The organism is Cupriavidus sp. 01L46 (genome assembly GCF_056399905.1).
Window position 1 is genome coordinate 1 of sequence record NZ_JBFTSF010000040.1, and the last position, 26,253, is coordinate 26,253.

A 26,253-nucleotide genomic window follows, 5' to 3' on the forward strand; every position below is an offset into this window, starting at 1 on the left:
GAGCGCAATCCCGAGTGCGCTCGTAGAGGAAAGCACTATCTTTTTGCCATGGTTATTAGGGGAAAGGACTTCCAACCAGGTTGTTGGATGATTGTGCCGGGCAGCAAAAGGAATGCTCTGGACGTAGTTTTTCGCTCGGAGAGCGGCCGCTCTTTTACCCTGCCTTTGCGAGCGGTGGCCGCGGAAGCAAGTTGATCGGAAATCGCCCCATGCTGGGATATCAGAACGGTCCGGTTCTGATATCAGAAGCAAAATACCCCCCGGGGGATGATCGAGCGCTCCCAGGAGCAAAAGCAATATTCTCCATCGCGTCTCCCATCGCGTTATCCCGGTAACGTTCGGCTTGAAATCCCACCGTGCATCGCACTGGCGGTTGKCAGGTGCGGTTCGGCTCCCGTCAAAATCCAAAATCGGCACTCGAACTCGACGCTGCAAAGCGACGCCAATCATCCGGTATCCCGCGGGCTGCACCGCCAATGCGGTCTGGTCCTCTCCCGAAAATTGGACTGATGAAGCAGTCCGGATGAGGGCTAAGCTCTCCATCTTCAATCCTGGTATGGAAGATCGCAATGGACAACAATCAGAGTTCGGTGATAGTACGAGAAGTTCAAGGCAGCGACTACGAGCAATGGCAGAAGCTCTGGCTGGCCTATCAGAATTTCTACGAAGTGAATCTGGAGGAAGGTACCACGAGGTCGACCTTTAATCGGTGCCTCGATCCAGACGAACCTGTATTTTCTTCCGTTGCCGTCAAGGACAAGCAGATTATCGGCCTGGTCAATTTGGTGCTGCATCGCTCGACATGGTCAGTGGCCGATTACTGTTACCTCGAGGATCTATATGTCGCGCCGACGATTCGCGGTGCAGGCACGGGAAAGCTGCTGATCGAATGGGTGCAAAACTTCGCGCAACAACACCAATGCGCGCGATTGTACTGGCATACGCACGCAACCAATAAGCGTGCTCAAAAGCTATACAACTGGGTTGCTCAAGATTCCGGTTTCATTGAGTATCGCATGACTTTATAGCACTTCCAGCCACGCGGGCAATTCAGCGTTGTTGGTCAAGGTCGCGTCCGGGATCATGCCCGGACACTTCATCGGCAAGGCACGAGAGGCTTCCGCGTGGTGACGGTGCAGGGCAGGCCTGTCTAGTGAAGTCCGGTCGATTCAGGCAGAATGAACCGCTCTATAGATAGATTTGCCGAATATTGGCAGACCGCATCATGCTCAGCATCGAACTGGAAACGCTCAAAATTCACATTGCGGATCCGAAGCTGGCATCGCTGGAGCTGCGTGTCCGCGTGCAACGCGCGCTGCGTCAACTGATACTGAATGGCGTCCTCGCGCCCGGCTGCCGCCTGCCTGCAACCCGCACACTCTCGCAATCATTGAGCGTGTCGCGGGATACCGTGGAGATGGCCTACGCCCAATTGCAGCTGGACGGCTATATCTGCCGGCGCGAAGGCTCCGGCAGTTTCGTCTCGGACAAGCTTGGGCCAGGCTTGCTGGGGACGCGCAAAAGACATGGCAGCACGTCCGCAGCGCTGCGTCCGAAGGCCACCCAGCCTGCGGCGCTCAGTGGAAGAGGCGCGGATATCCTTGCCAACGGCGGCGTGTCGGATCAGCAGGTGGTCAAGGCCTTCGCCACGGGGCTGCCTGAAACCCGCACGTTTCCTGTGGAAATCTGGGAGCGGTTGCAGCGTCAGGCCGTCAAGGACTGCCGCTCCAGCGTTCTTCTGCACGGCGACCCGCAAGGCGTCGAGCCGCTGCGCCAGGTTATCGCGGACTATCTCAATCAGGAGCGCGGGGCCAGGGTGACGGCGGATCAGGTGCTGGTGCTGACCAGCACCCGTCAGGCCCTCTTCCTGTGCGCCCAGGTACTGGCCGATGCCAACCAGCCCATCCTTATGGAGGACCCTGGCTATTTCGGTGCGCGCAAGGCGTTTGAGATGGCACAACTCAAGATCGTGCCGGTCCCCGTGGACGAGAAAGGGCTGCGCACGGATCGCCTGCGCGCGGACAGGAGCGGCGCCAATGCCATTTACGTCACTCCCTCGCATCAGTACCCGACGGGTGCCACGCTCGCGTTGGAGCGTCGCCTCGAGTTGACGGCCTGGGCGGCCGAGCGACAGGGCTGGATCATCGAGGACGACTACGACAGCCAGTTTCACTACGAAGGCTTACCGACCGCTTGCGTGCAAGGGCTGGATACGTATCAGAGAACAATCTACCTGGGCACATTCAGCAAGTCCCTGTATCCCGGTTTGCGCATGGGCTACATGGTGCTGCCGCATGAACTGGTCAAACCAATGACCTATGCCAGAAGCATCCTGGACGGTCACACTCCGCAGATCGCCCAGTTGACATTGGCACGCTTCATGGACGCCGGCCATTTTGGTGCTCACGTCCGCTCCATGCGAAGAATCTATGCGGTGCGGCGTGAAGCGATGGCCCATGCCGTTCAGCGGCACCTGTCCGGCATCGTGACGGCCCACTTGCCCCCGGGCGGATTGCAGATGCCCTGCCTGCTGACCGAGGGCCGGTCAGAGCAGGACACAGTCAGGCAAGCGGCACGGGCCGGCATACAGCTACCCGGACTCAGCCGTCTTTATGCCAGCCGCCCCGTCGCCGGTGGATGGTTGCTCGGATTTGCCGCGCTCACTCCCCACGAGATCGATACCGCCACCCGGCGTTTGGCCAGAGCCATTGCGTAGTTGTTCGCTGCGTAGTTGTTCGATGGTGGGCGGAACGCATCGGACCGCATGGCCAATGCGGTCTGGTCTTTTCATAAGAACTGGACTGATGAAGCGGTCCGGATGAAGACTAAGCTACCCCTCTTCGAGGTGAGGGGAGGGCAGCACCTTCCTCCCTGAAACCGCAACCCCATCAGGAAGGACCGGCCCGCGTGACCAGATCAAGAGCAAGACTACGACTCGACGACTTTGTGGCACCGGCGGTCGCCGCACTGATTTCCGTCATCGTCAACTACGGTGGTACCTTCGTCCTGGTTTTCCAGGCCGCCCAGCTTGCCCGGCTCAGCCCGGCGCAAACGGCCTCTTGGGTCTGGTCAGTGAGCATCGGCGTCGGCTTGACCGGAGCCTGGCTGAGCTACCGCTATCGCGAACCCATTATCACAGCCTGGTCCACGCCCGGCGTAGCCTTCCTGGCAACGATCATGCCGTACACACCCTATGGCGAAGTGATCGGGGCTTACGTCATCTCGGCTATCGGCTTCACTCTGCTCGGCATGTCCGGCGCCTTCGAGCGCCTGGTGCGGTTGATTCCCGGCGGCATTGCCGCCGGATTGCTTGCYGGCATCCTCTTGCAGTTCGGCGTAAATGCGTTCGGCGGCGCAAGCGCCGATCCGCTGCTGGTCGTCGTGCTGGTGGTGTCGTACGCAGCGCTGCGCCGTTTCACCTCGCGCTTCGCCGTGGTCGGAATCCTGGTCATCGGCATGGCCATGCTCATTGCGCAGGACAGAATCGACGTGCAGCGCGTTCACCTGAGCCTGGCCGCTCCCGTTTTTGAAATGCCGCAGTTCTCCGTGGGCTCCCTGCTGGGTGTGGCGCTACCCCTGTTCGTCATCACGCTTACCGGACAGTACATGCCTGGCATGCTGGTGCTGCGCAACGACGGCTTCAAGACAAGCGCCACCCCGATTCTCGCCGTGACCGGACTAGGCTCGCTCATCATGGCCCCGTTCGGCGCGCACGCCTTCAATGTGGCGGCCATCACCGCGGCGATCTGCACCGGCAAGGACGCTCACCAGGATCCGTCGAAACGCTACCTCGCCGGACTGGTGTGTGGCATTCTTTACGTCACGGTCGGCATTTTCGGCGTCACGCTGGCCACCTTGTTCATGGTGCTGCCGCGCTCCTTCATCACGACCTTGGCGGGGTTGGCCCTGCTCGGCGCCATCGGAGGCAGCCTGGCCAATGCCATGGCMGATACCCGCACACGCGAGACAGCGCTGATTACCTTCCTGGCAACGGCAGCCAACGTGACCTTGCTGGGTGTAGGCGGTGCATTCTGGGGGCTCGTGGCAGGCCTGGTGGTGCATCTGCTGATCTATGGTGGTCGCAAGACCCTGAATGAGGCGGCCGTGGCCAAGTAAGTGCAGGTTTTCACTCCACGGCTTCGCGCTGCCGTCGCGCATCTGTGGGCGGGGAGCCGTGGGCTGAGTCGCGTTCTGGTGCGAAACAGCAAAGGGATTCACCCTGCCAGGTGGTCCACGCGCTGTTGCATGGTCACTAGGCCATAGTAGTTCGTCTCGAAGATGCGCCTCGCCTGATCCTCCGCGTTTTCCGAAAACGGAGATTCGGTTATCTCTGCTATTCCCGCGTGGTTGACCAGCAGCGTCACATCGGATGCGATTCTGGCAGCCGCGATGAYGGACTCTGGATCGGTGACGTCGAGCTTGATCGGGACGATGCCGGGCTCGCTGAAGCCTTCCGGATTGCGCACGCCTGCATAGACCTTCGCAGCACCGCGAGCTAGCGCGCCTCACGGGAAAACGCCAGGCCAAGTCCGCGACTCGCTCCTGTCACGAACACAACTGAATCCTTGATCTTCATTTTTGAACTCCAGTGGTTGGTGCAACAGATTGGTTGGAGGCCCCAAAAGGCTCGGTTTCCTAACTCCAGTACGGGTCAGGTAGGTGGACATGCGCCGTTCAAACGCGTCAACGGCGGTCCCAACCAGAATGGTGACTATTCCGGGGAAGATGCAGACTCAATGCTGACCTTCATCTCCGAAAGGCTGCGACGCAATACATCCACATTTGCCGCTCCATTCATGACGCTGAAATGATGCTGCGCTTCATGCCAGAGCGGAGCCGCTCGCTCGAAGAGCTCCATGCCATCCGGAGTGAGTTCGACGATACGAATACGACCGTCCTCAGGAGACGGCCGCACCCTGACGAAACCGTCGCGCTCCAAAAAACCGATCATCTTTCCCATGGCTGTGCGCTCGATGTCGAGACGCTCAGCCAGGGCATTGACCGAGGCGGCTTTCCGCTCGTTCAACGTTGCCAGGATCAGAAATTGCGTGATACGAAGGCCAGACGGCTGCAGGTACGCGTCGTAAAGACGCGAGATCTGGCGGGCGGCCTTCCTCACCGTAAAGCAGTTGCATTGATCAACCCCGATGGGTTGGCTTTTCGCCCGCATCTCACTTCTCCTCAACGTTGGAAAATTACCCGGATCTTCGTGCGCATTTCAAGCGAAAGCGCTTCGGTACTTCTCGATGAAGGCCGACACCGATAGCGCGGGTGTACCCGTGATCTGCTCGACGACATCGTTGGTACCCTGGAATACGCCCTCTCGATAATGCTGGGCGACTTCGACGAGGTGCTGCACAAGGAACGGAGGGAACTTGTACACCTGCTCCATCTTCTGTTTGAACTCCTCGATCGAAGTCGGAGCATATTCGATTTTGGCGCCGAGCACCTCACTCATCATCGCTGCGATCTCCGTATGGTTCAATTCCACCGGGCCATGAAGCGTGTACGTCTTGCTCCCATGGCCTGCCGGCTTCGCCAGCAGGTGAGCAATGACCCTGCCCTGGTCGTCCGTGCTGATTGGCGCGTGGCGTCCGTTCTCGAAAGGGAACTCGATCTTCTTCTTGGCCCAGATTTCTTTCGCGAAATGCGGGTAGACGAGCCAATCCGCGAAGAAGGTGGGGCGCAAGTGCGTCGTCGGCACATCAGACCAGTCGAAAACACGCTCGGAAACCCAGTGATCCTGCGCCGCATGGCTGGTCGACTCCCGTCGCGCCGAAATCTGCGACATGTTGACGATAGCGCCGACGCCGGCCTCTTTCGCGGCCTGTGCGAAATAGGCTGCGGCCCCGAGAATCCCCGGTGCGATCGGGTGCAGGAAGTAGGCGGAGCTGACACCTTCCATCGCTGCACGGATAGCGTCGATGTCGGTGAAATCCCCGACGGCGATGTCGACACCGCGTGCGCGCAGAGCCGCCGCCCGCTCGTCGTCCGAGCGCACATAAGCGCGGACGCGCTTGCCCATCTGCAACAGTTCGTCGATGGCTGCACCGCCGGTACGGCCGGTTGCGCCGCTGACGAGAATGGATGATTCGTTCATGGCTGTAGTCCTCTGTGAAATAAAGAGCATATGCTCTTATTTGTCAGTATATGGGCATATGCTCCTATCTACAAGTTTTTTTCTACGGGCGGCTCCTGTGCAGCCTTGTGCACGTGTCGACCCTCAACGAGCCTGGACCAGGGCCTCTCCCTAAAAAGCTGCCATCCCGCGGACGACACCTGGCCGCGCACCAATCCTTGCATACCAGGCGCGAAGCAGAGGCAGGTCGGACCAATCCAGGTTCTGCCTCACGGCAAAGGCGCTTGTATAGGCGGCGATGTCTGCGAGGGTGAATCTGTCGCCGGCGATGTAGGGGGTGTCGATCAAGAAGCGTTCAGCCAGAACGAGCGCCTCGATGGAGCGACCTGCAAGAAATTGAGCGCCCCGTTCGTCGTGTTGTCGCGTCAGCGTGAAAGCGCTGCCGTTTGGTGCAATCACTTCCGTGATGAAATAGAACAGGCGGTCGAAGAACAAGGCTTCCTGTTGGCCCGGATCGGGCGCTAGCCTTTCCCGGGATCGACTCGCCGCATAGAACATGATCGCGTTCGATTGGGTAAGGATGAGGTCCGCTCCTGCGTCGCATTCTTCGACCATGACCGGGACGAGGCCACGTGGGTTAAGCGCCCGAAACGCAGCAGTCTTGTGCTCTCCGGCTTTCAGATCCAAGCGGGTGGCGGAATACGAAATGCCAGCCTCTTCCAGGGCAATGGCTGCCCTCCGGCTGTTGCCTGTTTGTGCTCCGTAAAGACGGATTGCCATGAGTCAGTCTCCCCTTGACCTCCAGGATAGGTCGTTGCGCCCTGCGAGCTATGACAAGCCCTCACTCGGGCCGGGCAAATGTGCCGTAGCAGCCACACTCCCGCATTTTTAAGCGCCAGCCAGGAAAGGCCGTATCGCAGCGGCGGAGGTGTCTTGCAGCGCCAGTCGACGATTCGTCGTTGAGCCGCCTATGTAGCGCTAGGCGAGCCCCCAACCGTTGTCGGTCTCGCGAAGTCGGTCAAAAAACGACGTCACCCAACTGCTGCCGCTCGTCGACGCGATTCCACCCATTCGCGGCGTGCGTGGCCGACCACTTCAGAAGCCCAAAATCATCTACGCCGATCGCGGCTACGATTCCGAACTGCATCGGCAGAAGCTACGCGAGCGCGGCATCAAGCCGGTGGCTGGGGCCACGTCGGCTCGTGCGCGGCGGCGCCCTCCAGGCGTGCCGTCAGCCCTGGCGCTGCTGGCGGTAGTGCTCGGGCGTGGTGCCGCGCAGCCGAAGGAAGGTGCGGCGCAGGTTCTGTTCGTCGCCGAATCCACATCTGCRCGCTACCTGCTTCAGGCTGGTCCCGGCATCGTTCAACGCGCGCAACGCCGCTTCCATGCGCATGGCCTCGACGGCCTTGGCCGGCGTACGGCCTGTCTGCTTGGTGTAATGGCGGGCGAAGGTGCGGGCGGCCATGCCCGCCTGCTCGGCGAGCACGTCCACCCGCAAATTCTCGTCGAGGTGGTCCATGATCCATGCGTGCAAGCGGCTGAACTGCCGGTCCGAGGCGGCCTGGCTGGACAGCGCGGCGGATACCTGCGCCTGCTCCCCCGGGCGCTTGACGAATAACAGCAGCGAGCGCGCGACGGCCATGGCGGTGGCGTGGCCCTGGTCCTCCTCCAGCAATGCCAGGCCGAGATCCACGCCCGCGGTGAAACCGCCCGAGGTCCAGATCCCGCCGTCGTGCAGATAGACCCGGTCGGGCTCGACCCGCAGTTGCGGGTAGCGTGTCTTCAACGCCTCGGTCGCCTGCCAGTGAGTGGTTACCCGGCGATGGCCGATCAACCCGGCCTCGGCCAGCAGGAAGGTGCCGGTGCAGATGCCGCACAGGCGCCGTGCCTGCCGCCCCTCGCGCGCCAGCCACGCGACGACGTCCCGCGGCACCGGCGGCTGCTCCGGCGGGCCGCCGCCGGGCACTATCAGCGTTTCGATGGACGCAGGGTCGATCGCCGACAGCGGCGTGGTGGCAATGGTGATGCCGGAGAAGCTCGTGATCGACTGGCCGTGCACCGAGGCGACCACCACCCGATAGACGCAGTTGCGGGGGCCTTGGTGGAACTTCGTGGCCACGGCGAAGACATCGGCGGCGCCGCAAACATCCGAGGCGGTGACCTCGTCGAAGACGAGGATGACCACCGTGCGTGGTGGTTCCGCGTCCGCGGTCGGCTGACGGGCAGCTGGAAAAGGCATGGTCATGGTAGCGGAGTGTTTTGGGGGCCGACGACGGGCCGCAACGAACTGCCACGGCGTTGGCAGGTTTTGAAGGCCTTTTGTCCGCAGCGTGAATGGTGGGCTACTTATTCTACCGACACCTTTCCCCTCAACGCGTACAGGAGTGCCATGGAACACATCTTCATCGAACTCTGGAAGTTCAAGGACAACTGGAAGAAGGCCGGCGTCGATGTTCGCGCCAAGTACGTCGAGAGCCTGCAGCCGTCCTTGCAGGCCATCCTCGCCTCGGGCGTCGAGATTATCGCCTGGGGCTACAACGATCCCAGCGTGGACCACCGCGCCAACTACGACGCCTTCGGTGTCTACCGCATGCCCAACCGGGCGCTGTTCGAGGAGTTTCAGAAGGCCGTTGCCGGTTCCGGCTGGTACGACTTCTTCGAGCATGTCAACGCCGGCGGCACACCGGTGGCCCCGCCGGACATGCTCGACCAGCACATCCAGCTCCTCATGCCCGGCGCCGCCTCGGGCTCCGGCAGCTGATCACCGACCCACTGGAGACCCACCATGAAAATCCTCGCCGCCCTGTTCCCGGGCTTCACCGCCATTGACCTGATCGGTCCCACCAACACCTGGATGTTCATCCCCGACGTCCAGATCCAGCTGGCGGCAGCCAAGGCCGGCCCCGTTGTCACCGACATCGGCCTGACGGTGAACGCCACGCACGACTTCGACAACTGCTTCCAGGAGCCCGACGTGCTGCTGATTCCCGGTGGCGCGCACGGGGTGTTCGACGCGCTGCAGGACGACTGCTTCATCGACCAGGTGGCGCGCCTGGGGGCCAAGTCCGGCTGGGTGACCAGCGTGTGCAACGGCTCGCTGCTTCTGGGCGCCGCCGGCCTGTTGAAGGGCTACAAGGCCGGCTGCTACTGGTACTCGCGCGACTACCTGCGCAAGTTCGGCGCCGAGCCGGTCAACGAGCGCATCGTGGTCGACCGCAATCGCGCCACCGGCGGCGGCATGACTGCAGGAATTGACTTCGCCCTCGGCATGATTGGGCTCTGGGCCGGCGACTTCTCCGGGCAGCTTACACAGCTGTGCATGGAGTACGCGCCGAAACCTCCGTACAACGCTGGCCTGCCCGAACTCGCTCCGCCGGAGGTGCTGGCGGCGGCCAACGAGATCCTGGCCAAGGAAATGCCCAACGCGGTGGCCGACGAGACCGCCAAGCGCCGCGGCTTCATCGCCTGACGTCGCAGGCACTATCGGCGTGGCCGCTACACGGCGGCCACGCCCCTCAAGGCGCGTAGGAACCTCTCATGCAACACTTCCTCGTCGAACGGTGGAAACTCAGGGCACGATCACGAACCGGCAGCTTCCTGCTCCAGCCGTGCAACTGCAATTGCGCCTCGACGATCTGGTAGCCTCTGGCTGTCCGGCCTGCTCTAGGCGTGGCTCGCGGCTTCGTCGATGCCCGCCAACTCCCTGCGCAGGCGCAACCTCGCTGACGATCGTGTTTATCCCCAGCACCAGCGAGGCCACGGCATCGCCCCTCGGTGTCGCGACGTGCGCATGGCGCCGGTGTCCCGGCCAGCGGCCCCAGCATCAGCGTGCCGAGCACGTCGCGCTTGTTCGACGCGTTGCCACTGCGATAGGCCAGCGGGCACGTGGCCACTCAACGGTCGAGCACCCCGCTGGTCGMCAGAAACTCGACGAAGAACACCTACTACCCGTGCGGCGTGGCCGCCGCACTGTCGTCCCAGCGCCCGCTAATGCGCCCGCGCAGCGTGTCCACCAGCTGCGTTTCCTGCGGTTGGCCGACCGCTCCCCGTCCTGCCACCGCCTTGGTCTTGCTTCACCACTCGGGTGAGTGTGTCTCATCGGCGCCAGGCCGCGCCAGCTCTCGCTCTGCGACCAGGCGTCGGGGCAACTGCGGATTTTAGGCTGACGCAGGCGTCCGGCTCGCCTTCGTTGCGCTGTCACCGCGACGGCCTCATCCGGAAGCGATTGCGGAACGCGCGCGAGAAATGGCCGTGGTGGCGAAAGCAAGGTTGAGGTCGCGAGTTCGAGCCTCGTCTCCCGCTCCAGATATGATGCCCACGGACTTCCATCTGCTGCAACGGCACTATTTCTCCAGGGCCGAAGCGATGGCTTTCGTCCATACGCCAATGGCAAAGGCGCCAGGGTCCACATGCCCGAGCGCTCGTTCTCCGATGTAGGACGAACGACCTTTCAGCGGCATCATGTCACGCGTCGCTTCCGCGCCCCTCAAGGCTGCATTCGCTACCTGATTCGCGGCACGCAATGCGCTCTTGCCTTCATCCTGCGAGTGMAATGCCAGGGCCGCAGGCAGCAGGGCATCGAGCATCGTTCTGTCACCCGCTCCAGCACCACCAAGTCCGACCATGCCGTCGCAGCCTGCTTGCAGCGCTTCGGCCCAGGCGGAAATCGAGACGAGGCTCGTGCTGGTCGAAAGGGCAACGCCGGCACGCAAAGCAAATACCGCATACAACGGGCCGGATGTTCCCCCCAGGACCCGGCGCAGAATGCCCGATATCTGCTGCAGGGCAATGGCCGGCCGATCCAGAGCGAGGGTATCGAGTGCGTCGTCGATCGCGCGTGCGCCCCGGGCGAGGCTGATGCCGATGTCGCCATCCCCGACAACAGAGTCCAGCTCGGTCAGGATCTCCTCGTTGCGCTGCAAAGCTTGGGTGACTGACCGCAGGACTCGCCTGAACACCTCGGCGTTGGCCGCAGGCCACGCAGCGCCCTGGGTTGCAATTTGTTCTGCCGCTTTGCCACAAGACTGCCTGGCGACTTCAACCGCGGGAACGGTCATGCCGTGCCAGGCGGTGGCGCTGGCGGGGGCGTTGAGGCGCGCCAGAATCGAATCGTCGACCCGCATGAGGGAGATCGAACAGCCGGCCATTTCCAACGCGGTAAGAAAGGTGCCGACCATCGCAGCTTCCACCTTGATACCGTGCGCAGTACATTCCAACAGGACCCGGCGCGTGACAATGTCCAATTCTTGCGCTGGCGTAGCGCCGAGGTTATTGACCATCAGTGCTACACGATCGCCTGCTTTCAATCGGCCTTGTTCGATGATCCGTTCCAGGAGAACGTTGACCATTTCATCCGCCCGCTGGATAGGGCCACGGCGCACGCCACTCTCGCCGTGGATGCCGAGCCCGTATTCGACTTCGTTGTCTTCCATCTTGAAGCCTGGCTTTCCGGCGGCAGGTACCGTACAGGCACTTAGCCCCAGCCCCATGCTGAACAAGCCTGCGGCTGCCTGTTGAGCCTCGGCCCTGACCTCCATGAGCGATAGACCGGCATCGGCTGCAGCGCCTGCGACCTTATGAATGAACACCGTGCCGGCAATGCCGCGGCGGCCCACCAGGCCGCCGTTGTCGTTCAGGGCAACGTCATCGCCCACGACCAGCATCTCGACCTTCACGCCGAACGTTCTGGCAATCTCCGCGGCCAGCCCGAAGTTAAGGCGATCGCCGGTGTAGTTCTTCACGATCAGAAGCACGCCGGCCGGGCCGGCGACAGTCATGATGGCGTTGAGAACGGCGTCGACGCTGGGCGAGGTAAATACCGGCCCGGCAACGGCTGCAGTCAGCATGCCGGTGCCTACGTAACCCCCGTGGGCAGGTTCGTGGCCGGCGCCGCCGCCCGAAATGATGCTCACCTTGTTGGCGGCAGCGAGCGCCTGGAAGTCTTTGCGAACGACAGTGTTCTCGCCTTCCAGCAGCGTCAGCCTGTGGTCGGCCAACACAACGCCCTCAAGCATTTCGTCGACCACCAAAAGCGGGTCATTGATCAGTTTCTTCATCGTGATGTTCCCTTTCGCCTGAATCTGTCGCCAGGAATGCTGGCTGGAGCACCGCCAAGGCATCCGTCCAGCGACGCAGCCAGCCACGGTGACTATTTCCTATGGTAAGCGGAATCAACCGGGCCGGTAGCAGCCCTCCGGAATCAAGCTGGCCCGGCGTCCGCTATCGGGCAGCCAGCGGCCATCTAGCTGGGGCGGCCGCGTTTGCGTGAACCGAGGCCGCTCGGACCATCCGCCCGGTACCGCTGCGCCAAGCGCTCCACCTGCCGGCGCGACAATCCCAGCTTCTCTGCGGCACGCCAGACCGCCAAGCGCGCGAGGGACGCCGGCCCGGCTCCACGCGGTGAGCACGGGACTAGAGTGCGTGCTGCTTGTCGGGTTCGCCGATATCGACTAGCCTGTTATCGATGTCGATTCCTCGCTGCGCTGCGATACCCATTTGATGCCAGAACGCTCGATCACCCGATATGGCAAGGCGCTGCAGCGCCTGCGCCAGGTCTTTTCCCCGTTGAACCTGGGGGCGGCGGCATGGTTGATTGCAACATGGGCGTTCGCGGCGTTTCAGCTCGTGAGCGAACGGGACCGCTTGCTGCACGATGCCGCGGAGCGTACCCAGGCGCAGGCCCGGGCGTTCGGCGCGTACTCGAAATCCAGCATCCTGCGGCTGTCCGAGTTCCTCCTCGACCTGCGGGCCAGCTGGCTGGTCAGCCAGCCGGGGTTCGTCGACATGGTGCGTGAGCGGGAGAACCTGGTGGTGGACCTGTCGTTCCAGGTGTCGGTGATCGACAAGCATGGCCTGCTCATCTACTCGTCCATCGCCCCGCCCGCGCCCGGCGAGAAGGTCGACCTGAGCGGGCGCGAGCATTTCCGGGTTCATCAGAACGCAGGCGGGCGCGACATGCTGTTCATCAGCGACCCGGTGAAGGGCAAGGTCTCGCGCAAATGGTCGATCCAGTTCACGCGCCCCATCCTGCGCGCGGGCAGCTTCGACGGGGTCGTCGTGGTCTCGGTCAGTCCGGAGCAGTTCGCCAGCTTTGCGCAGACGTTCACTAACCGCGATGGCGAAGTGGCGTCGGTCATCAAGACTTCCGGCCAGGTCCTCGCGCGCGTGCCGGCCCTGGAGGGCGCGCTGGCCAGGGCGGTCAGCAGCAGGCCGTACCTCGCCAGCGAGTCGCCCCAGGCTGGTAGTTATCGGGCGGTGTCGGGCTCCGAAGGCGTGGAGCGGGTCTTCGGCTATTACCGAGCGTCGGAGTTCGGGCTCAATTTCGTGGTGGGCGAGTCGGTCGGCATGGTGCTGGCGCCCTACGAGGTCTATCGCCGCGTTGTCTTGGCCGGTGCCATTGCTTCCACGCTGCTGCTTGGCCTGTTGTACTACAGCCTGCGCCGCGCCATGGGGGAGCGACGGCGCCACATGGAGGAGATGCGGCTGGCTTCGCTGGTCTATTCGTCCAGCAGCGAGGCCATGGTGGTGACGTCGCTCGATGGCACCATCATCGACGCGAATCCGGCCTTTGCCGCCGCCACCGGCTATACGGCCGAGGAGGTCAAGGGCCGTTCGGGCTATAGCATCAGCGGGGCAGCCAATGCGGCAGGGCTGGTCGAGCGCCTGCGGGCCACCGTGGCAGCCAGGGGCAGATGGAGCGGCGAATTGTCGATTCGCCGCAAGGACGGCAGCGAGTTTCCCGCCTACCTGACCGTGGATACCTACCTGGCCCACGCGTATGGCGAGCGACGCCGCGTTGCGCTGATCCATGACATGACCGAGAAGCTCCAGGCGGAGGAAGTCATCCGGCACCAGGCGAATTTCGATGCGCTCACGGATTTGCCCAACCGCCGCCTGTTCTTCGACCGGCTGGAACAGGAGATCGAGCGTTCGCGCGGCACGCAGGATGTGCTGGCGCTGCTGTTCATCGACCTGGATCGCTTCAAGGAGGTGAACGATACCCTCGGTCACGACCAGGGAGACCTGTTGCTGCTGGAGGTGGCGCGGCGCATTGCGGCATCGGTGCGCGCGTCGGATACCGTGGCGCGGCTGGCCGGCGACGAGTTCACCGTGATCCTGCCCGCGGTGGGCGACGCCGGCGTTGCCGGGGGCATTGCCCAGGCGATYCTGGAGCGGATTGCCGCACCTTACCGACTGGCCGGCGAGCTGGTGGTGGTGTCGGCCAGCATCGGCGTGGCGACCTACCCCAACGACGCCGACAACGCCGAGGCCCTTCTGGTGTGCGCTGACCAGGCGATGTTTGCCGCCAAGGAGGAGGGCCGCAATCGCTGGAAGGTCTTCACCCAGGCGCTGCTGCAGGCAGAGAGGGAGCGCTTGCGCATCACCCAGGACCTGCGCACGGCGCTGGCGTCCGGGCAGTTCGCGCTGCACTACCAGCCCATTGTCAATCTGCGTACGGGCAAGGTCTGCAAGGCCGAGGCCCTGATCCGCTGGGACCATCCGGTACGCGGGCCGATCCACCCGGCCGATTTCATTGCCGTTGCGGAGGAATCCGGCCTCATCATCGACATCGGCCGCTGGGTGTTGACGGAAGCGCTAAACCAGCTTGCGCGCTGGCAGGTGCTGCTGGGCAAGGGCTTCCAGATCTCGGTCAACAAATCACCAGTGGAGTTCTGCGCGCCTGCGAGCGGGCCCGAGTCCTGGTCCAGCATGATCGAGCGCAGGAACGTGCCGGTGGGCAGCCTCGTCATCGAGATCACCGAAGGCTCGCTGATGGAGCAGAACGCCGATGTCATGGACCAGCTCTCCCGCTTCCAGGCGGCCGGCATCGAGATCGCGCTCGACGACTTCGGCACCGGCTACTCGTCCTTGTCGTACCTGCGGCGCCTAGACATCGACTACATCAAGATCGACCAGTCCTTCATCCGCTCGCTGACGCGGGGCCCGGACGACGTGGCCTTGTGCCGCGCCATCATCAGCATGGCGCATGCACTGCGCATCAGGGTGATTGCCGAGGGCGTGGAGACCGAGTCACAGCGCGACATCCTGCTGGCTGCCGGCTGCGACTATGGGCAAGGCCACTTCTTCTGTCCGCCGGTGGAGGCCAGCGCGTTCGAGGCCTTCGTGAGTGCCGTGACTTGAGGCGAGCGGCGTCCCAACCCTCTGCGCCAACGGTGAATCCGCGAGTGCGGATTCACTCGTCGACGACGAGTCGCTTCCGGTATTGGTTTACCGTCAGCGTCCTTGTCGTAGATGAGGGGCCTGTGGTTTAAGCTCCCCGCCCTCCTTGAATATGCCACCCCGCCGCCCGCCGCCCGCCGCCCGCCGCCCGCCGCCCGCCGCCTCCCGACGAGCTTCAGCCGATGCGCTTACCGGGACAGCCACCACCAGGCAGCGACGGCTGCGGCGGCCTGGCCCGCGGCCACGACCAGGAAAGGCTGCCAGGACGCGTAGAACTGGTCTTGCAGCGCGGTGACGGCAGCCATGCGCATGGCTGCAGGTGCGTCCTGCGCAGCCAGCCCGGCAAACGGCACCGCCGCTATGACCTTGTCCGCAAAATGCAGGGCCACGCGGCGTGCCAGCCGCGGCTTGAGTTCGCCGTCTTCGAGAAAGCCACGGAAACGGGCGGTCAATGCTTGCGGCTTGGCAAGCAGGCTGGCCAATGCATCGGGCTGCTGCGCTTGCAACGAGGCGACGAAACGGCCTAGCGTGGCATCGTAGAAGCGCTCGCCATGGGCGTTCGCGAGCGCACCGAGCACGCGGTCGAGCGCCCGCTGGTGGCCGACCAAGTAATACGCCACGGGAAAACCAATCAGGAATACCACTGCCGCCAGCGCCCACGCCCAGCCCGTGCCTTCGATGCTGTTTGCCACAAACGCAAATGCAATCATGCTGAGCACCAGCCCAGCAACGCAGCAGCGCACGATCTCCCATAGATAGAGCGAGCCCGCCATGAGCATGGACTTGCCAAGATCGATTGCGCCGCTGGACATATAGGTCACGTTTGTAGTAAGAATTACGCCGGTTTGAACTAGGACTTAAGGCCTACCGCCCAAGGGCAACAGTTTGTCCATTCGGTAAATGGGCTGAAAGCGCCGTACTAATGCGGTGCAGCTTGGCAATCAGCAGATTAGTGGACGAGTATAAGGCCGCCGCGACTGCGTAAGGAACAATCAATGCAACCGACTGCCATCACTGCGGTGCACGACACCGCGCTGAACCCCAACATGGAGCCGGCGCCCGGCGTGGCGCTGCCCATGAATTTCCCGGTCATGCTCGAGCCCGCTCAGCTGGCCAACATCGAGAACCGCGTGGCGGCATTCAGCTTCGCCGCCATGCCCCAAGCTCAAATTGTCGCGCTCGGGGCCGAGCCCACGCTGAACCTTAACCGGGTGCTCGACGGCTTCCTCGCTCGCATCAACAAGGCGGATAATCCGCAACTGTTCAAGCTGGTGGACGCGCTCAACGACGCGGTGGCGAAGGAGAAGCTCGGCGAGTTGGCCGACGCCATCCTGAACGCCAAGCCGGGCATCAAGGACCGAATCATCGGCCTGTTCAGCAAGAAGTCGATGCAGCGCGCGATGGACAAGGTCTACGAGGACCTGGCACGCATCGCCAAGCTCAAGTCGAAGACCCTGAGCGAGGAGGTCAACGGTATGGAGAACAAGCTCCGTATCGAAATGAACAGGCTCAACGACGACCTGCAGGTGATGGATGCGCAGAAGGCGGAATACCGCAAGAGTTTCGTCGCATTCGCGCAAGAAACGGCCTTCCTGCACAACGCCTTGAAGAAGGCGCAAKCCGAGGCACCGGCTCTTCTGGCGGGTGCAGGGCAGGACATTGCCCTGCAGCAGGAGATACAAGACAAGCTGCAGGCGCTCGAGTCGGTTGCCCTGGCCCGTGAAGCCATGATGACCAAGCTGCCGGCTGAACAGCTGGTGATACGCCAGCTGCAGAACGCAGGCGTATCGACGTTGCAAGAACTCATCGTCACGATGGGGGGCCGCTTCGCGAGCATCCGCATGACGCTACTGACGATTCACGGCGCGCAAATGGTGCAGAACGTCCAGCGTCTCGGCCAGTCCGGCGCGAACCTGGACAAGAACCTTCAGGAAGTGCGCTCCAGGCTGATGCAGAACGTGGTGGCTACGGCCGCTACGGCCCCGGGTAACAATCGCCTCGATCAGGCCAATAACCTGAAACGCGTCGTCACCGATACGCAGGCGCTGCAGTCCATCGTGCAGGCCGCTCGCGCCACGAATCAGGCGAAGTTCGAGGAGGCCCGCAACACAATGTCGCAAGTACGGCAGGACCTGCTGAACCTCGGTAGTCAACTCAATCCCGCGGCGGCGGTCGCACCGCAAACCTTCTAACGCAAAGATAAGATAGCATGAGCAATCTGGTACTGAATCTGTCGAAGCCGGGCGAAGCCGCACCGAAGCTTTCCCTGAACCTGAACAAGGGCGAGGAGTTCAAGGTTCGCCTGTCGTGGGACGGCAATACCGACCTCGACCTGCACGCGCTGGTGACCGTCAACACCGGCAGCGGCGCGAAGGCGTCGAGCCTCGGCGACATCCTGTCCACCTACAACGTCGAGCGCGTGCTCGAAGGTGGCGTGAAGGCCGGCACGCTGCCGCTGGCCGCGGACAAGACGTTCTCGGTGCATGGCGGCGCGCTGGTCCATAGTCCGGATGCGCGCGACGGCAGCCTGGCAGGCGACGACGAGTATGTCACCGTCAAGCCGCGCCTGCTCACGATGCCGGCGGCCGGCCATCTCGAGATCCCCCTGCTCGCGATGATTCATCCGCAGGCGTCTGGCAAGACTTTCAAGCACGTCGAGAACGCGCGCGTCATCATCGAAAACAGTGCTGGCCAGCCCCAGCTCGATGTAGGCCTGTCCAGCCAGTTCGGCGCGTTCGTCGGCGTGCAGATGGGCTCCATCGTCGTGGACGGCAACGGTGCCTCGTTCGTCGGCGTTGGCGTGGGCTTCAATACTGACTTCAACGGCGTGCTGGGCCACTTCTCCTAAGCAGTCCAGCGGAGGCGCTCCATCATGACGTACAAAGTCACGGTGATTGGCGGTGATGCAGTTAGCGCACCGGCAACGCCTGCCGTGGATGGCGGCCTCCAGGCGCGTCCTCATGTGACCGTTATCCAGCCCGCCGCGCTGCCCGGCGTCGGGGCGCCTGCGAAAGTACCCTCGCCGACCGTCGTCCGGCCGACCGCACTGCCCTCGAATGGCCAGAGCGCGCCGGTCACGGCCGCATCGGCGCTGGCGCCTGCTGCCGTGTCAGCCGTCACTGTCGAACGGATTCCGGAGGCCGCTGCACCGGTTCATCCTTCGGCGATGGCCGGTAGCCTCCGTCGCTTGGTCTCGGTAACGCCAGAGGACCTGGTGCGCCGCTTTCCTGGCGCGAAGCCTGGGTGTATCGCCCAGGCGCGCGCGGTATTGGCAGGGGTTGCGGCCGACAGCATGGGGTCGGCGGAATGGCTGGCCTTCGGGGTGGCCGCGCAGGAGAACGTCAACGCAGTCATCAAGGACCGCCTTCAGCTGCTCGAGGCGACTGCTCCGAGACAGGTTGCTGCGCTGATGACCCGCTTGCACAGGCTGCTGGCTGAGATTGTGGATGCAATGGCAGGCGGTTTCCTGAAAAAGTCAGCGAACGCAGTCTGGATGCGAAACGAGGCGGAGATTCGCCAGCTCGAGTCTCGGCTCTCGACCGACGGGAAGGCGGTGATGGCGTTACTGTCTTCGTTCGCGGAACTGGTCGCACGCAACGTGGCCGCCCAGGATGAGTTGGAAGGGGTCTTCCTCGCCGGCGAGTACCTGCTGGACGGCCTACGCTCGGATGAGGCACTGCTGCTGCAGTCACGGCTGATGGCCCTCGCCACGTCGCAAGCCATGGCGCAGGAAAATATTCTCTCGTTGCGCCAGGATGAGACGAGGTTCAAGGAACTGGTGCTCCTGGTGCAGGACGGCGTGCTGGTCAAGTTGCCCGCGGTGTATGGGCAACTCGCCGGGCTGACCGACAAACCGAACGAAACACAACGGTACCTGGTGCTGGAAAAGCTCAGTGACCTGACTCAATTTCTTGAAAGGAAGAAAGCATGGCTCTCGTAGTGAACCTCGAAAAGGCGACCCAGGCTCTGGTGCTCAACCTCCAGAAGGCTGGCGTGGTGAAGCCGCCAGAGCTTGAGGTTGGCTTCGCAATCGATGTGTCGGGATCGTTCGAGGATGAACATCGTGACGGCGTGACCAATGACCTGCTCACGCGCCTGATTCCCTGGGGCCTCGCCTTCGACCCGGACAAGAAGGTCGACTGTTTTACCTTCTCTAACGGCGCGTCGCATGTCGAAGGTGTGTGCCCCATCAACGCGGACAACTACCAGGGCTTCGTGAAGAAGCAGATTATCGGCAAGGTCAACGGCTGGAACGGCGGCACGGACTACTCCTACGTGCTCGAGCGCATGCTGGCGCATTTCGGCTGGACGCAAATCGTCGAGAGGGCGAGTGTCATTGGCCGCTTCTTCGGAAAGAAGGACAAGGTAGTGCAATCCGGTCCGAAGCGCCGCAGCCTGGTGATTGTCATCACTGACGGCGAAAACTCGGATAGGGGCCGCACGCTGGACGTGCTGCGTGCATCTCAGGAACGCAGGGACGAGGTTTACTTCCTCTTCATCGGTGTGTCTAACCAGGGTGGCGGCTTCCCCTTGCTCGAACAGCTGGGCGATKAGTTCGACAACACGGGATTTGTTGGCATCGACAATTTGCGTGCGTTCGTGGCCCTGTCAGACGACGAGTTGAACATACGCTTCATCAGCGAAGAGCTGATTACCTGGCTGAAGTCCTAAGTCGTGGCACGGCGGCTATGGCCGCCGGCGATGCAAGTGCCGCAGCTTCTGGACCACGGTGGCGGCATCCTCATCGTGGAGCTGCATCAGGACGTTGATGGCCTTGCCCGACAGGCCGCTGGCGTTGTCGGCCATGACCTTGACCCTCCAAAGCTTGAGCCTCGACCTGAATGGAGGCGTTTCCGTCAGAGCTTCGAACCCTCGCAAGTTGAGGTTATTGTTTTGTTTCCGGAATTGCTCAAGGAGAGCAGCGACCCAGCCGATTCCATTTGGTTCAAAGCTGATGCTGGCTTAAGCGGCTTATGGAACCGATGAACGAAGCCGCGGTCATTTGCCAACTCCCGCTAGACCTAGCATTCTCCGCGCCGCGGGACCCAATTGTTGCTCCTTCCTGGTATCTGCATATCCCGCCCACGGATCGACGTAGCCGGCGGCTTCCACGCGCTGCAGGGCGGTCTGGATCGTCCAATGATCGCCCGCTGACAGCTCCTCCAGCTCCTCCCAGGAAGCCGGCATCGAAACCCCGAGGCCTGGCCGCGCCCTGGCAGAGAATGCGGACACCGTTGTCGCGCCACGGCCATTGCGCAGATAGTCAATGAAGATCTTACCCACGCGATTGCGCGGCCCGCTCTTAGAAACAAAGCGCTGCGGAATGGTCTGGGCGATATGAAGAACGACATCTTGCGAGAACTTCTTAACGGTGGTCCACGGCAGTTTGGGCGAAAAGGGCACAACGACATGCAGGCCTTTGCCACCACTGGTCTTGAGAAAGCTCACCAGGCCAAGTTCATCCAGCATCGTTTTCGTCAGCATGGCGGCATCTAGCACGTGTCGCCATGGCACGCCGTCCCCCGGGTCGAGGTCAAAGATGATGCGATCCGGCTTGTCGATGGCAAGCTTGGTCGCATTCCATGTATGGAACTCGATCACATTCAGCTGCGCAGCGGCGACGATGGCCGTCTCGCTGGCGATCTCCAGGAGCGGCGGATGCCCCGTCCATAGGCTGGCATCAAGGACGTTGATGCCTGGAATCTTGATCGCCTCGGCGTGTTTCTGAAAGAACAGCTCGCCGTCGATGCCCGTTGGCCCGCGTACCAAGGACACGGGKCGCTCGCGGAGATGAGGCAGCATGTGCGGTGTAATGGCTTCGTAGAAACCGGCCAGATCACCTTTCGTCATTCCAGTCGACGGGTCAATCACACGTTCCGTGTTGGATACCTTGACCAAGCGCGCTGGCCGAGGCCGGGGCTGTTCCACATCGACTGGCAGCTCCCTTGTCACGTTCCCCGCTGCCTTGTCAGCGCGCAAGGCATGGAAGACGGGATGCCGGATTCGACCTTCTTTGGTCCAGTCGGAGAACGAGATCTCGGCGACCAGCTTCGGCTTGACCCATCGGCCGGTTAAACGTGGTGGCGGCTTCTCGAAGGGGCAGGTTGGCATTTCAAGCTCTGTCAGCAGTGCGAGCAGCTTGGTCAGCATCGGCGAATTGAGGCCGCTTCCAACGTTGCCCGCATAGTGCAGCTTGCCGGCCTCATCGTGCACGCCAAGCAGGAGCGCGCCGAGGCCTTGTCGGCTTCCCTTCGGGGTCGTGAATCCGCAGATGACAAACTCTTGCTGGTTTTTGCATTTGAGCTTGATCCAGCTGGGCGCCCGGGCGGAGACGTACAGCGCGTCGACGCGCTTGCCAATCAGGCCTTCCAGGCCCATCTTGCACGCTGCGGCAAGAAGGTCGTCGGGCGTGCCCTCAAAGGCCTCGCTGTACCTGGCTTGCGTTGCACCGGGTACGGCCATCACATCCTTCAGCAGGGCCCTGCGCTCGGCCAAGGGGACTTGCCGTAGATCGTGGCCCGCAAAGAAGGGGAGGTCAAAGACGAAGTACTGAACGTCCTCCACCTGCGATCGTTCAAAAGCACTCTGCAGCGCCTGGAAGTCCGTGATGCCCTTGTCGCCGAGTATCACGATCTCCCCATCCAGCCAGGCTGAGCCGAGGCCAAGATCGCGTATCCCCGCCGCAAGCGATTTGAGGCGCGATGTCCAGTCATGGCCACGTCTTGTAAAGAGACGGATGTCGTCGCCGTCGACTCGTGCCAACAACCGATAGCCGTCGAACTTGATCTCATAGGCCCATTGTTCGGCGTTGCGCGGCACTGCTGAAGCGAGCGTCGCCAGTTGCGGGGCAAACGCAAGCGGAAGGGCGGCCGGGCGTGCTGCGGCGGGTAGTACCTGTCGGCTCCGCCCCGGCCGCGAGCGACGCGGCTTTGGCACGGCAGTCTTCGCTTTACCACCGGCGGCAGATTGGCTGTTGACCTTGGTCAGGACGCTGTCCGGCAGGGCTTCGGTGATGTTGTACTCTGCGGCGGAGCGCGCAAACGCATCCCGCTCCTTGATCAAGAGCCATGGATCCTGACGCTCGTCATCGCGGCCGCGCATCCTGACCAAGGTCCAATGGCCATGTAGCTTTTCACCTTGCAGGTCGAACTTCAACTTGCCGCTGTGGTAGCCGGCCACCGGATCGCCGACCGGCATCCACGTCCCTCGATCCCAAACGATGACGGTGCCGGCCCCATACTCCTTGGACGGGATCACGCCTTCGAAGCTCGCATATTCCAGCGGGTGATCCTCGACATGCACGGCCATCCGCCTCTCTGCGGGATCCAGGCTGGGCCCTTTGGGGACTGCCCAACTCTTGAGGGTACCCTCAAGCTCAAGACGAAAATCGTAGTGTAGCCGGCGAGCCGCATGCTTCTGCACGACAAAGCTCAGTGCGCCGCTAGCGCCGGACGCGATCGACCGCGCGGTCTCGCCCCTCGGCTCCGCAGTGGTCGCGAAGTCACGTTTCTGGCGATACCGCGTCAGGCTGCGCGCGTTGGTTGGTGCGGACTTGGCCATGGAGCCTGTCCCCATTGGATACGTGTGATCGAAGTATTTTCCCCGGAGCCCAGGGACACAATAGGCCGATGTCCGACATTCGCTTGCGAGGATGCAGTGGCAAGCCAGAAATGACACGCGTGCGAGGTTTGAACTCCGCACATGCCTCTGCGGAAAGTGCTTGCCTATCCTCAAGGGGCTTGCGCAGCGTMGCCATTCCTGCGGGCACGATCTAAGCTAGATCGGTGTACTCCCTACCCGTACGGTGATCGCCATGGCTGCCCGTTCCATTGCTTCGCTCTCTCTCAGCTTCGGCCTCGTGTCGATCCCGGTGAAGATCTTCAGTGCCACGGAAAGCAACTCGGGGGTCGGCTTCAATCTGCTGCACAAGGGATGCGGGTCCAGGCTCAAGCAGCAGTATGTGTGCATCCGCGAAGACGTGGTGGTCGAGCGGTCCGAGATGGTCAAGGGTTATGAGTTTGAAGCTGACCATTACGCTGTGTTTGAGCCGGACGARCTGAAGGCGTTGGAAGAYGAGGCGAAGCACACGATYGATATCGTGTCGTTCATGCCGGCCGGAKCCRTCGACCCTATCTATTTCGACAAGGCCTACTACCTGGGCCCGGACAAGCGCGGTGGTAAGCCATACAACTTGTTGGCAGAAGCCATGCGAAAGACCGGGACCTGCGCGCTCGCGCAGTGGGTCTGGAAAGGCAAGCAGTACATGGTGCAGGTGCGGGCGATCGACGAGGGCTTGGTGCTCCAGCAATTGCTCTACGCTGACGAGGTCCGATCGATGCTGGATCTGCACGTGGAGAAGGCTGAGGTGCAGCCGGCCGAGCTGGCTTTGGCTAAACAGCTGATTGAACAGAACTCGGTGGAAGGGTACGACCCGACGGCCTACAAGGATGAGGAGAAAGACCGCATCTTGGCGGCAATCGACAAGAAGATCGCGGGCAAGAAGATAGCCGTGAGCGAGGAGCGAAGCGAGCCGCGGCAGGGCGCGGAAGTGATCGACCTGATGGAGGCCCTGCGCGCGAGCATGGCCCAGCGCAAACAAGGCGGAACGAAGGCAGCGACCTCGGCGGCTGCAGAGCAGGGCAAGAGCAAGAAGACCGGGAGGCGTGCCACAGCGGCGCCCGCGCCGGCGCCAACTCCCGCCAAGCGAGCTTCATCGGCGAAAAAGTGACGGGCCAATGCCGACGTACACGCTGAAGGACGCCGAGACGATGCTGGGCATCCCGCGCTCGGTGGCCACCAGGCTGGTCACCGAGGGGATCATCACGCCCGCCCGCGGGCCGCGCCGGAAACTCCTCTTCACGTTTCAGGACATGGTGCTTCTCCGGACAGCAAATTCGCTGCATGACGCCAAGATCCCAACGCGGCTGATTGTCCGCGCGCTAGCGAGGGTGAAGGCCTCTCGCGGCACTGGCCAGCCGCTGACCGGTGTGCGGATTCGTGCGATGGGCAACGAGGTGGCGACAAAGGACGAGGGTAGGGGATGGCAGGCTGTGTCGGGCCAGATGCTGATGGACTTTGAGCCCGGTGAACCGGGCGCGGCGGTCGTGGAGTCTCTGCACGATGCACGGGCGCCGGCTGCCGAGGCGCAGGAATGGTTCCGCGTCGGCGCCGAGCTGGAAACGGAGAAGCCGCTCGAAGCCGAGGTTGCATACCGTCACGCGCTGAAGGCCGAACCAACATTTCTTGATCCATACCTCAACCTGGGCTGCATGTTGTGCGACGCCGGCCGGTTTGGCGACGCGGTGGAACTGTACTGTTTCGGAATCTCACATCTGCCGAACGAACCACTGCTCAACTTCAATCTTGGCGTGGCCCTGGAGGACATGAGCCGAACAAGGGAGGCACTCTCAAGCTATGAGCGATGYATCGCGCTTGCACCGGACTTTGCCGATGCGCATTTCAATGCAGCCAGAATATACGAGACGCTCGGCAACGGGATGCAGGCGATTCGACATTTCAATGCCTACCGCCGGTTGCAGACTTGACCTAATGCGCGGGGAGGCGGCTGTGGGTAACGCATCCTAGTTCACCGGACGCGAAAATGACGGAACTGGCCTGTACTAGTATCGGGCGCGCTTCTACCACCCCGGCTACGGGCGTTTCATCACTGAGGATCCAATCGGAATCGCTGGCGGCGATCATCTCTACCGTTACGCTTACGGTAACCCAGCATTGATATAGGACCCTCATGGTCTATTTGGAGTTGTTGGGGCTGCGATCGGGGCGATCTCGGGCGGAGCAGCAGGCTACATTGCCGGTGACTGGCAGGGTGCGGTGGCTGGAGCTGTTGATGGAGGGGCTGTAGGTGTGTTCGCCCCTGAAGTAGCTGTGGCTGCTGGCGAAGCAGTTGGGGGCGGGATTGGCGGGATGTTTGCAGCGGCAGGTACGTATGTTGCCGAGAGTGGAGCGGCCGGCGGAGCCGCCACTGTGCTCGGAAATATCCTAACATGTCACGATGCTACGGCACGTATCGGCTTTGGAATAGAAATTGGCGCCTTCGCACCACTCGCCAGTGGTGAGGCTGCCATGATTGGTGCTGGCGGCGCGGCGGCCTTTGACGGGACGATTGCTAACGGCTTCGGTGCTTTTACAGGGGCTATCGGTGCGATCGCTGCTGCGATGTATCCTAATAGTAGGTACGGCTTTTGGCCGAAAATCAGAATGGCATCTATTGTCCATAGGCCATAGGGAGGTCCAAATGAGTGCTGAAGGATTGAGTCACCAATGTTCAGAGAAGGTGTATAAATTTAAGGGTCGTACCCTGGCTCCTATTTCGATAGGAACAATGATTGGTTTATTCGCTTTTCTTGGTTACTTGTGGATCTCGCGCGACGGGCAGTTGGGCGGAGCAATTTTTCTTTTATGTGCTATCTCGTTGTTTGGAGTAACCGGTTTTTTCATGCTTGCGAGCAAGTCCGATATTGTATTGAGTGAACGAGGGATATCGAGAAATTATTTTGGGGTCACGTGGCAAACAATGGAGTGGGATAGTGTGAGGCTAATACGTGCATTCCCCGTTTATGTGCCATATGAGCGCGGAGCGCGACGCGGATTTAATATTTATCCACGAGATCGAAAGGGGCTATCTACAATGCCAGCCGGGAAGATGATATTCGGGGGCAAAGCGGAGAACATGCCTGATCTAATCGAAACCATCAATCACTACATAGATAAACATAAAATTAACGTCGAGATTGAGATTAATGGCGTGAGAGCGAGAGCCACTCGAATATAAAGTGCCGTTTTGTCACATAGGCTTCGCGGATGCGTGTTGGATTGCGACCGACGCTCATGGTGACACACTCCCACCTATGACGGTCTGAACGTGGTGCGAGGAACCTGGCGGCGCGAGAATGATGACACTAGCCTATACTATTATTGGGTGCGTTACTCTTTGGGTCGATCCTGATACCGGCGACATTTACGATCCTGCT

At 61.9% G+C, this 26,253-nt stretch carries 21 protein-coding genes and 3 pseudogenes; 15 read left to right on the plus strand and 9 right to left on the minus strand.

The annotated features are described in order from the left end of the window. From AC1DS3_RS09770 to AC1DS3_RS09785, 4 genes are all read left to right on the plus strand, one after another. A partial coding sequence (locus AC1DS3_RS09770; RefSeq protein WP_477127083.1) for a hypothetical protein occupies positions 1 to 195 on the plus strand: 195 nt, incomplete at its 5' end. Positions 196 to 569: 374 nt separating this feature from the next. Then, complete coding sequence (locus AC1DS3_RS09775; RefSeq protein ID WP_441630921.1) at positions 570 to 1,028, plus strand: GNAT family N-acetyltransferase; 459 nt, start codon at positions 570 to 572, stop codon at positions 1,026 to 1,028. A gap of 194 nt (positions 1,029 to 1,222) precedes the next feature. Beyond that, positions 1,223 to 2,716 (plus strand): MocR-like pyridoxine biosynthesis transcription factor PdxR, encoded by a 1,494-nt coding sequence (gene pdxR, locus AC1DS3_RS09780; RefSeq protein ID WP_441631454.1) that lies wholly within the window; start codon positions 1,223 to 1,225, stop codon positions 2,714 to 2,716. A gap of 191 nt (positions 2,717 to 2,907) precedes the next feature. Beyond that, entirely contained in the window at positions 2,908 to 4,116 is a 1,209-nt protein-coding gene (locus tag AC1DS3_RS09785) for a benzoate/H(+) symporter BenE family transporter (RefSeq protein ID WP_441630923.1), read from the plus strand. Between the two features lie 98 nt (positions 4,117 to 4,214). Here the strand turns inward: AC1DS3_RS09785 and AC1DS3_RS09790 are convergent, their stop codons facing one another. The 4 genes from AC1DS3_RS09790 to AC1DS3_RS09805 all read right to left on the minus strand — a co-directional run bounded on the left by AC1DS3_RS09790 (position 4,215) and on the right by AC1DS3_RS09805 (position 6,859). After that, the gene (locus tag AC1DS3_RS09790) at positions 4,215 to 4,466 is read right to left on the minus strand and encodes an SDR family NAD(P)-dependent oxidoreductase (protein ID WP_477127084.1); all 252 of its coding nucleotides are present in this window, start codon (positions 4,464 to 4,466) and stop codon (positions 4,215 to 4,217) included. 245 nt (positions 4,467 to 4,711) lie between these two features. Then, positions 4,712 to 5,170 carry a MarR family winged helix-turn-helix transcriptional regulator gene (locus AC1DS3_RS09795; RefSeq protein ID WP_477109661.1) on the minus strand — a complete coding sequence of 153 codons (459 nt, stop codon included), beginning with the start codon at positions 5,168 to 5,170 and terminating at the stop codon, positions 4,712 to 4,714. 48 nt (positions 5,171 to 5,218) lie between these two features. Continuing rightward, positions 5,219 to 6,100, minus strand: a complete 882-nt coding sequence (locus AC1DS3_RS09800) for an NmrA family NAD(P)-binding protein (RefSeq protein ID WP_441630929.1) — start codon at positions 6,098 to 6,100, stop codon at positions 5,219 to 5,221. Positions 6,101 to 6,250: 150 nt separating this feature from the next. Further along, complete coding sequence (locus AC1DS3_RS09805) at positions 6,251 to 6,859, minus strand: glutathione S-transferase family protein (protein WP_441630931.1); 609 nt, start codon at positions 6,857 to 6,859, stop codon at positions 6,251 to 6,253. A gap of 202 nt (positions 6,860 to 7,061) precedes the next feature. Between AC1DS3_RS09805 and AC1DS3_RS09810 the strand changes: the two are divergent. Then, positions 7,062 to 7,262 (plus strand): annotated as a pseudogene (locus tag AC1DS3_RS09810) (transposase); the annotation flags it as partial. Positions 7,263 to 7,310: 48 nt separating this feature from the next. On the opposite strand, the gene AC1DS3_RS09815 reads toward AC1DS3_RS09810, so the two are convergent. After that, on the minus strand, positions 7,311 to 8,264 hold the full coding sequence (locus tag AC1DS3_RS09815) for a GlxA family transcriptional regulator (RefSeq protein WP_477127085.1): 954 nt from the start codon (positions 8,262 to 8,264) through the stop codon (positions 7,311 to 7,313). A gap of 204 nt (positions 8,265 to 8,468) precedes the next feature. On the opposite strand from AC1DS3_RS09815, the gene AC1DS3_RS09820 reads away from it, so the two are divergent. Beyond that, positions 8,469 to 8,840 (plus strand): DUF6616 family protein, encoded by a 372-nt coding sequence (locus AC1DS3_RS09820; protein WP_441630935.1) that lies wholly within the window; start codon positions 8,469 to 8,471, stop codon positions 8,838 to 8,840. A gap of 24 nt (positions 8,841 to 8,864) precedes the next feature. Then, positions 8,865 to 9,548, plus strand: a complete 684-nt coding sequence (locus tag AC1DS3_RS09825) for a DJ-1/PfpI family protein (RefSeq protein WP_441630937.1) — start codon at positions 8,865 to 8,867, stop codon at positions 9,546 to 9,548. Between the two features lie 874 nt (positions 9,549 to 10,422). Here the strand turns inward: AC1DS3_RS09825 and dhaL are convergent. After that, on the minus strand, positions 10,423 to 12,135 hold the full coding sequence (dhaL, locus tag AC1DS3_RS09830; RefSeq protein ID WP_477127086.1) for a dihydroxyacetone kinase subunit DhaL: 1,713 nt from the start codon (positions 12,133 to 12,135) through the stop codon (positions 10,423 to 10,425). A gap of 188 nt (positions 12,136 to 12,323) precedes the next feature. Next, positions 12,324 to 12,446 (minus strand): annotated as a pseudogene (locus AC1DS3_RS09835) (helix-turn-helix domain-containing protein); the annotation flags it as partial. 131 nt (positions 12,447 to 12,577) lie between these two features. Here AC1DS3_RS09835 and AC1DS3_RS09840 point away from each other — a divergent pair. Then, the gene (locus AC1DS3_RS09840) at positions 12,578 to 15,220 is read left to right on the plus strand and encodes a bifunctional diguanylate cyclase/phosphodiesterase (RefSeq protein ID WP_441630940.1); all 2,643 of its coding nucleotides are present in this window, start codon (positions 12,578 to 12,580) and stop codon (positions 15,218 to 15,220) included. 227 nt (positions 15,221 to 15,447) lie between these two features. Here AC1DS3_RS09840 and AC1DS3_RS09845 read toward each other — a convergent pair whose 3' ends face one another. After that, positions 15,448 to 16,071 carry a hypothetical protein gene (locus AC1DS3_RS09845; RefSeq protein WP_441630942.1) on the minus strand — a complete coding sequence of 208 codons (624 nt, stop codon included), beginning with the start codon at positions 16,069 to 16,071 and terminating at the stop codon, positions 15,448 to 15,450. A gap of 183 nt (positions 16,072 to 16,254) precedes the next feature. On the opposite strand from AC1DS3_RS09845, the gene AC1DS3_RS09850 reads away from it, so the two are divergent. From AC1DS3_RS09850 to AC1DS3_RS09865, 4 genes are read left to right on the plus strand one after another with little or no spacing between them, the layout of a single operon-like run. Further along, complete coding sequence (locus AC1DS3_RS09850; RefSeq protein ID WP_477127087.1) at positions 16,255 to 17,451, plus strand: hypothetical protein; 1,197 nt, start codon at positions 16,255 to 16,257, stop codon at positions 17,449 to 17,451. Positions 17,452 to 17,468: 17 nt separating this feature from the next. Then, positions 17,469 to 18,107: a TerD family protein gene (locus tag AC1DS3_RS09855; RefSeq protein WP_441630946.1), complete on the plus strand. Its 639-nt coding sequence runs from the start codon at positions 17,469 to 17,471 to the stop codon at positions 18,105 to 18,107. Positions 18,108 to 18,131: 24 nt separating this feature from the next. After that, positions 18,132 to 19,199: a hypothetical protein gene (locus tag AC1DS3_RS09860; protein WP_441630948.1), complete on the plus strand. Its 1,068-nt coding sequence runs from the start codon at positions 18,132 to 18,134 to the stop codon at positions 19,197 to 19,199. Beyond that, the gene (locus tag AC1DS3_RS09865) at positions 19,187 to 19,930 is read left to right on the plus strand and encodes a VWA domain-containing protein (protein ID WP_477127088.1); all 744 of its coding nucleotides are present in this window, start codon (positions 19,187 to 19,189) and stop codon (positions 19,928 to 19,930) included. Before AC1DS3_RS09860 ends, AC1DS3_RS09865 begins: the two co-directional genes overlap by 13 nt. A gap of 327 nt (positions 19,931 to 20,257) precedes the next feature. Here the strand turns inward: AC1DS3_RS09865 and ligD are convergent, their stop codons facing one another. Further along, the gene (ligD, locus tag AC1DS3_RS09870; RefSeq protein WP_441630951.1) at positions 20,258 to 22,819 is read right to left on the minus strand and encodes a DNA ligase D; all 2,562 of its coding nucleotides are present in this window, start codon (positions 22,817 to 22,819) and stop codon (positions 20,258 to 20,260) included. Between the two features lie 253 nt (positions 22,820 to 23,072). Here ligD and ku point away from each other — a divergent pair, with 253 nt between their 5' ends. The 3 genes and pseudogenes from ku to AC1DS3_RS09885 all read left to right on the plus strand — a co-directional run. Beyond that, the gene (gene ku, locus AC1DS3_RS09875) at positions 23,073 to 23,987 is read left to right on the plus strand and encodes a non-homologous end joining protein Ku (RefSeq protein WP_477127089.1); all 915 of its coding nucleotides are present in this window, start codon (positions 23,073 to 23,075) and stop codon (positions 23,985 to 23,987) included. 7 nt (positions 23,988 to 23,994) lie between these two features. Then, the gene (locus AC1DS3_RS09880) at positions 23,995 to 24,804 is read left to right on the plus strand and encodes a tetratricopeptide repeat protein (RefSeq protein WP_441630955.1); all 810 of its coding nucleotides are present in this window, start codon (positions 23,995 to 23,997) and stop codon (positions 24,802 to 24,804) included. 91 nt (positions 24,805 to 24,895) lie between these two features. Further along, positions 24,896 to 25,000 (plus strand): annotated as a pseudogene (locus AC1DS3_RS09885) (RHS repeat-associated core domain-containing protein); the annotation flags it as partial. Between the last annotated feature and the right edge of the window lie 1,253 nt (positions 25,001 to 26,253).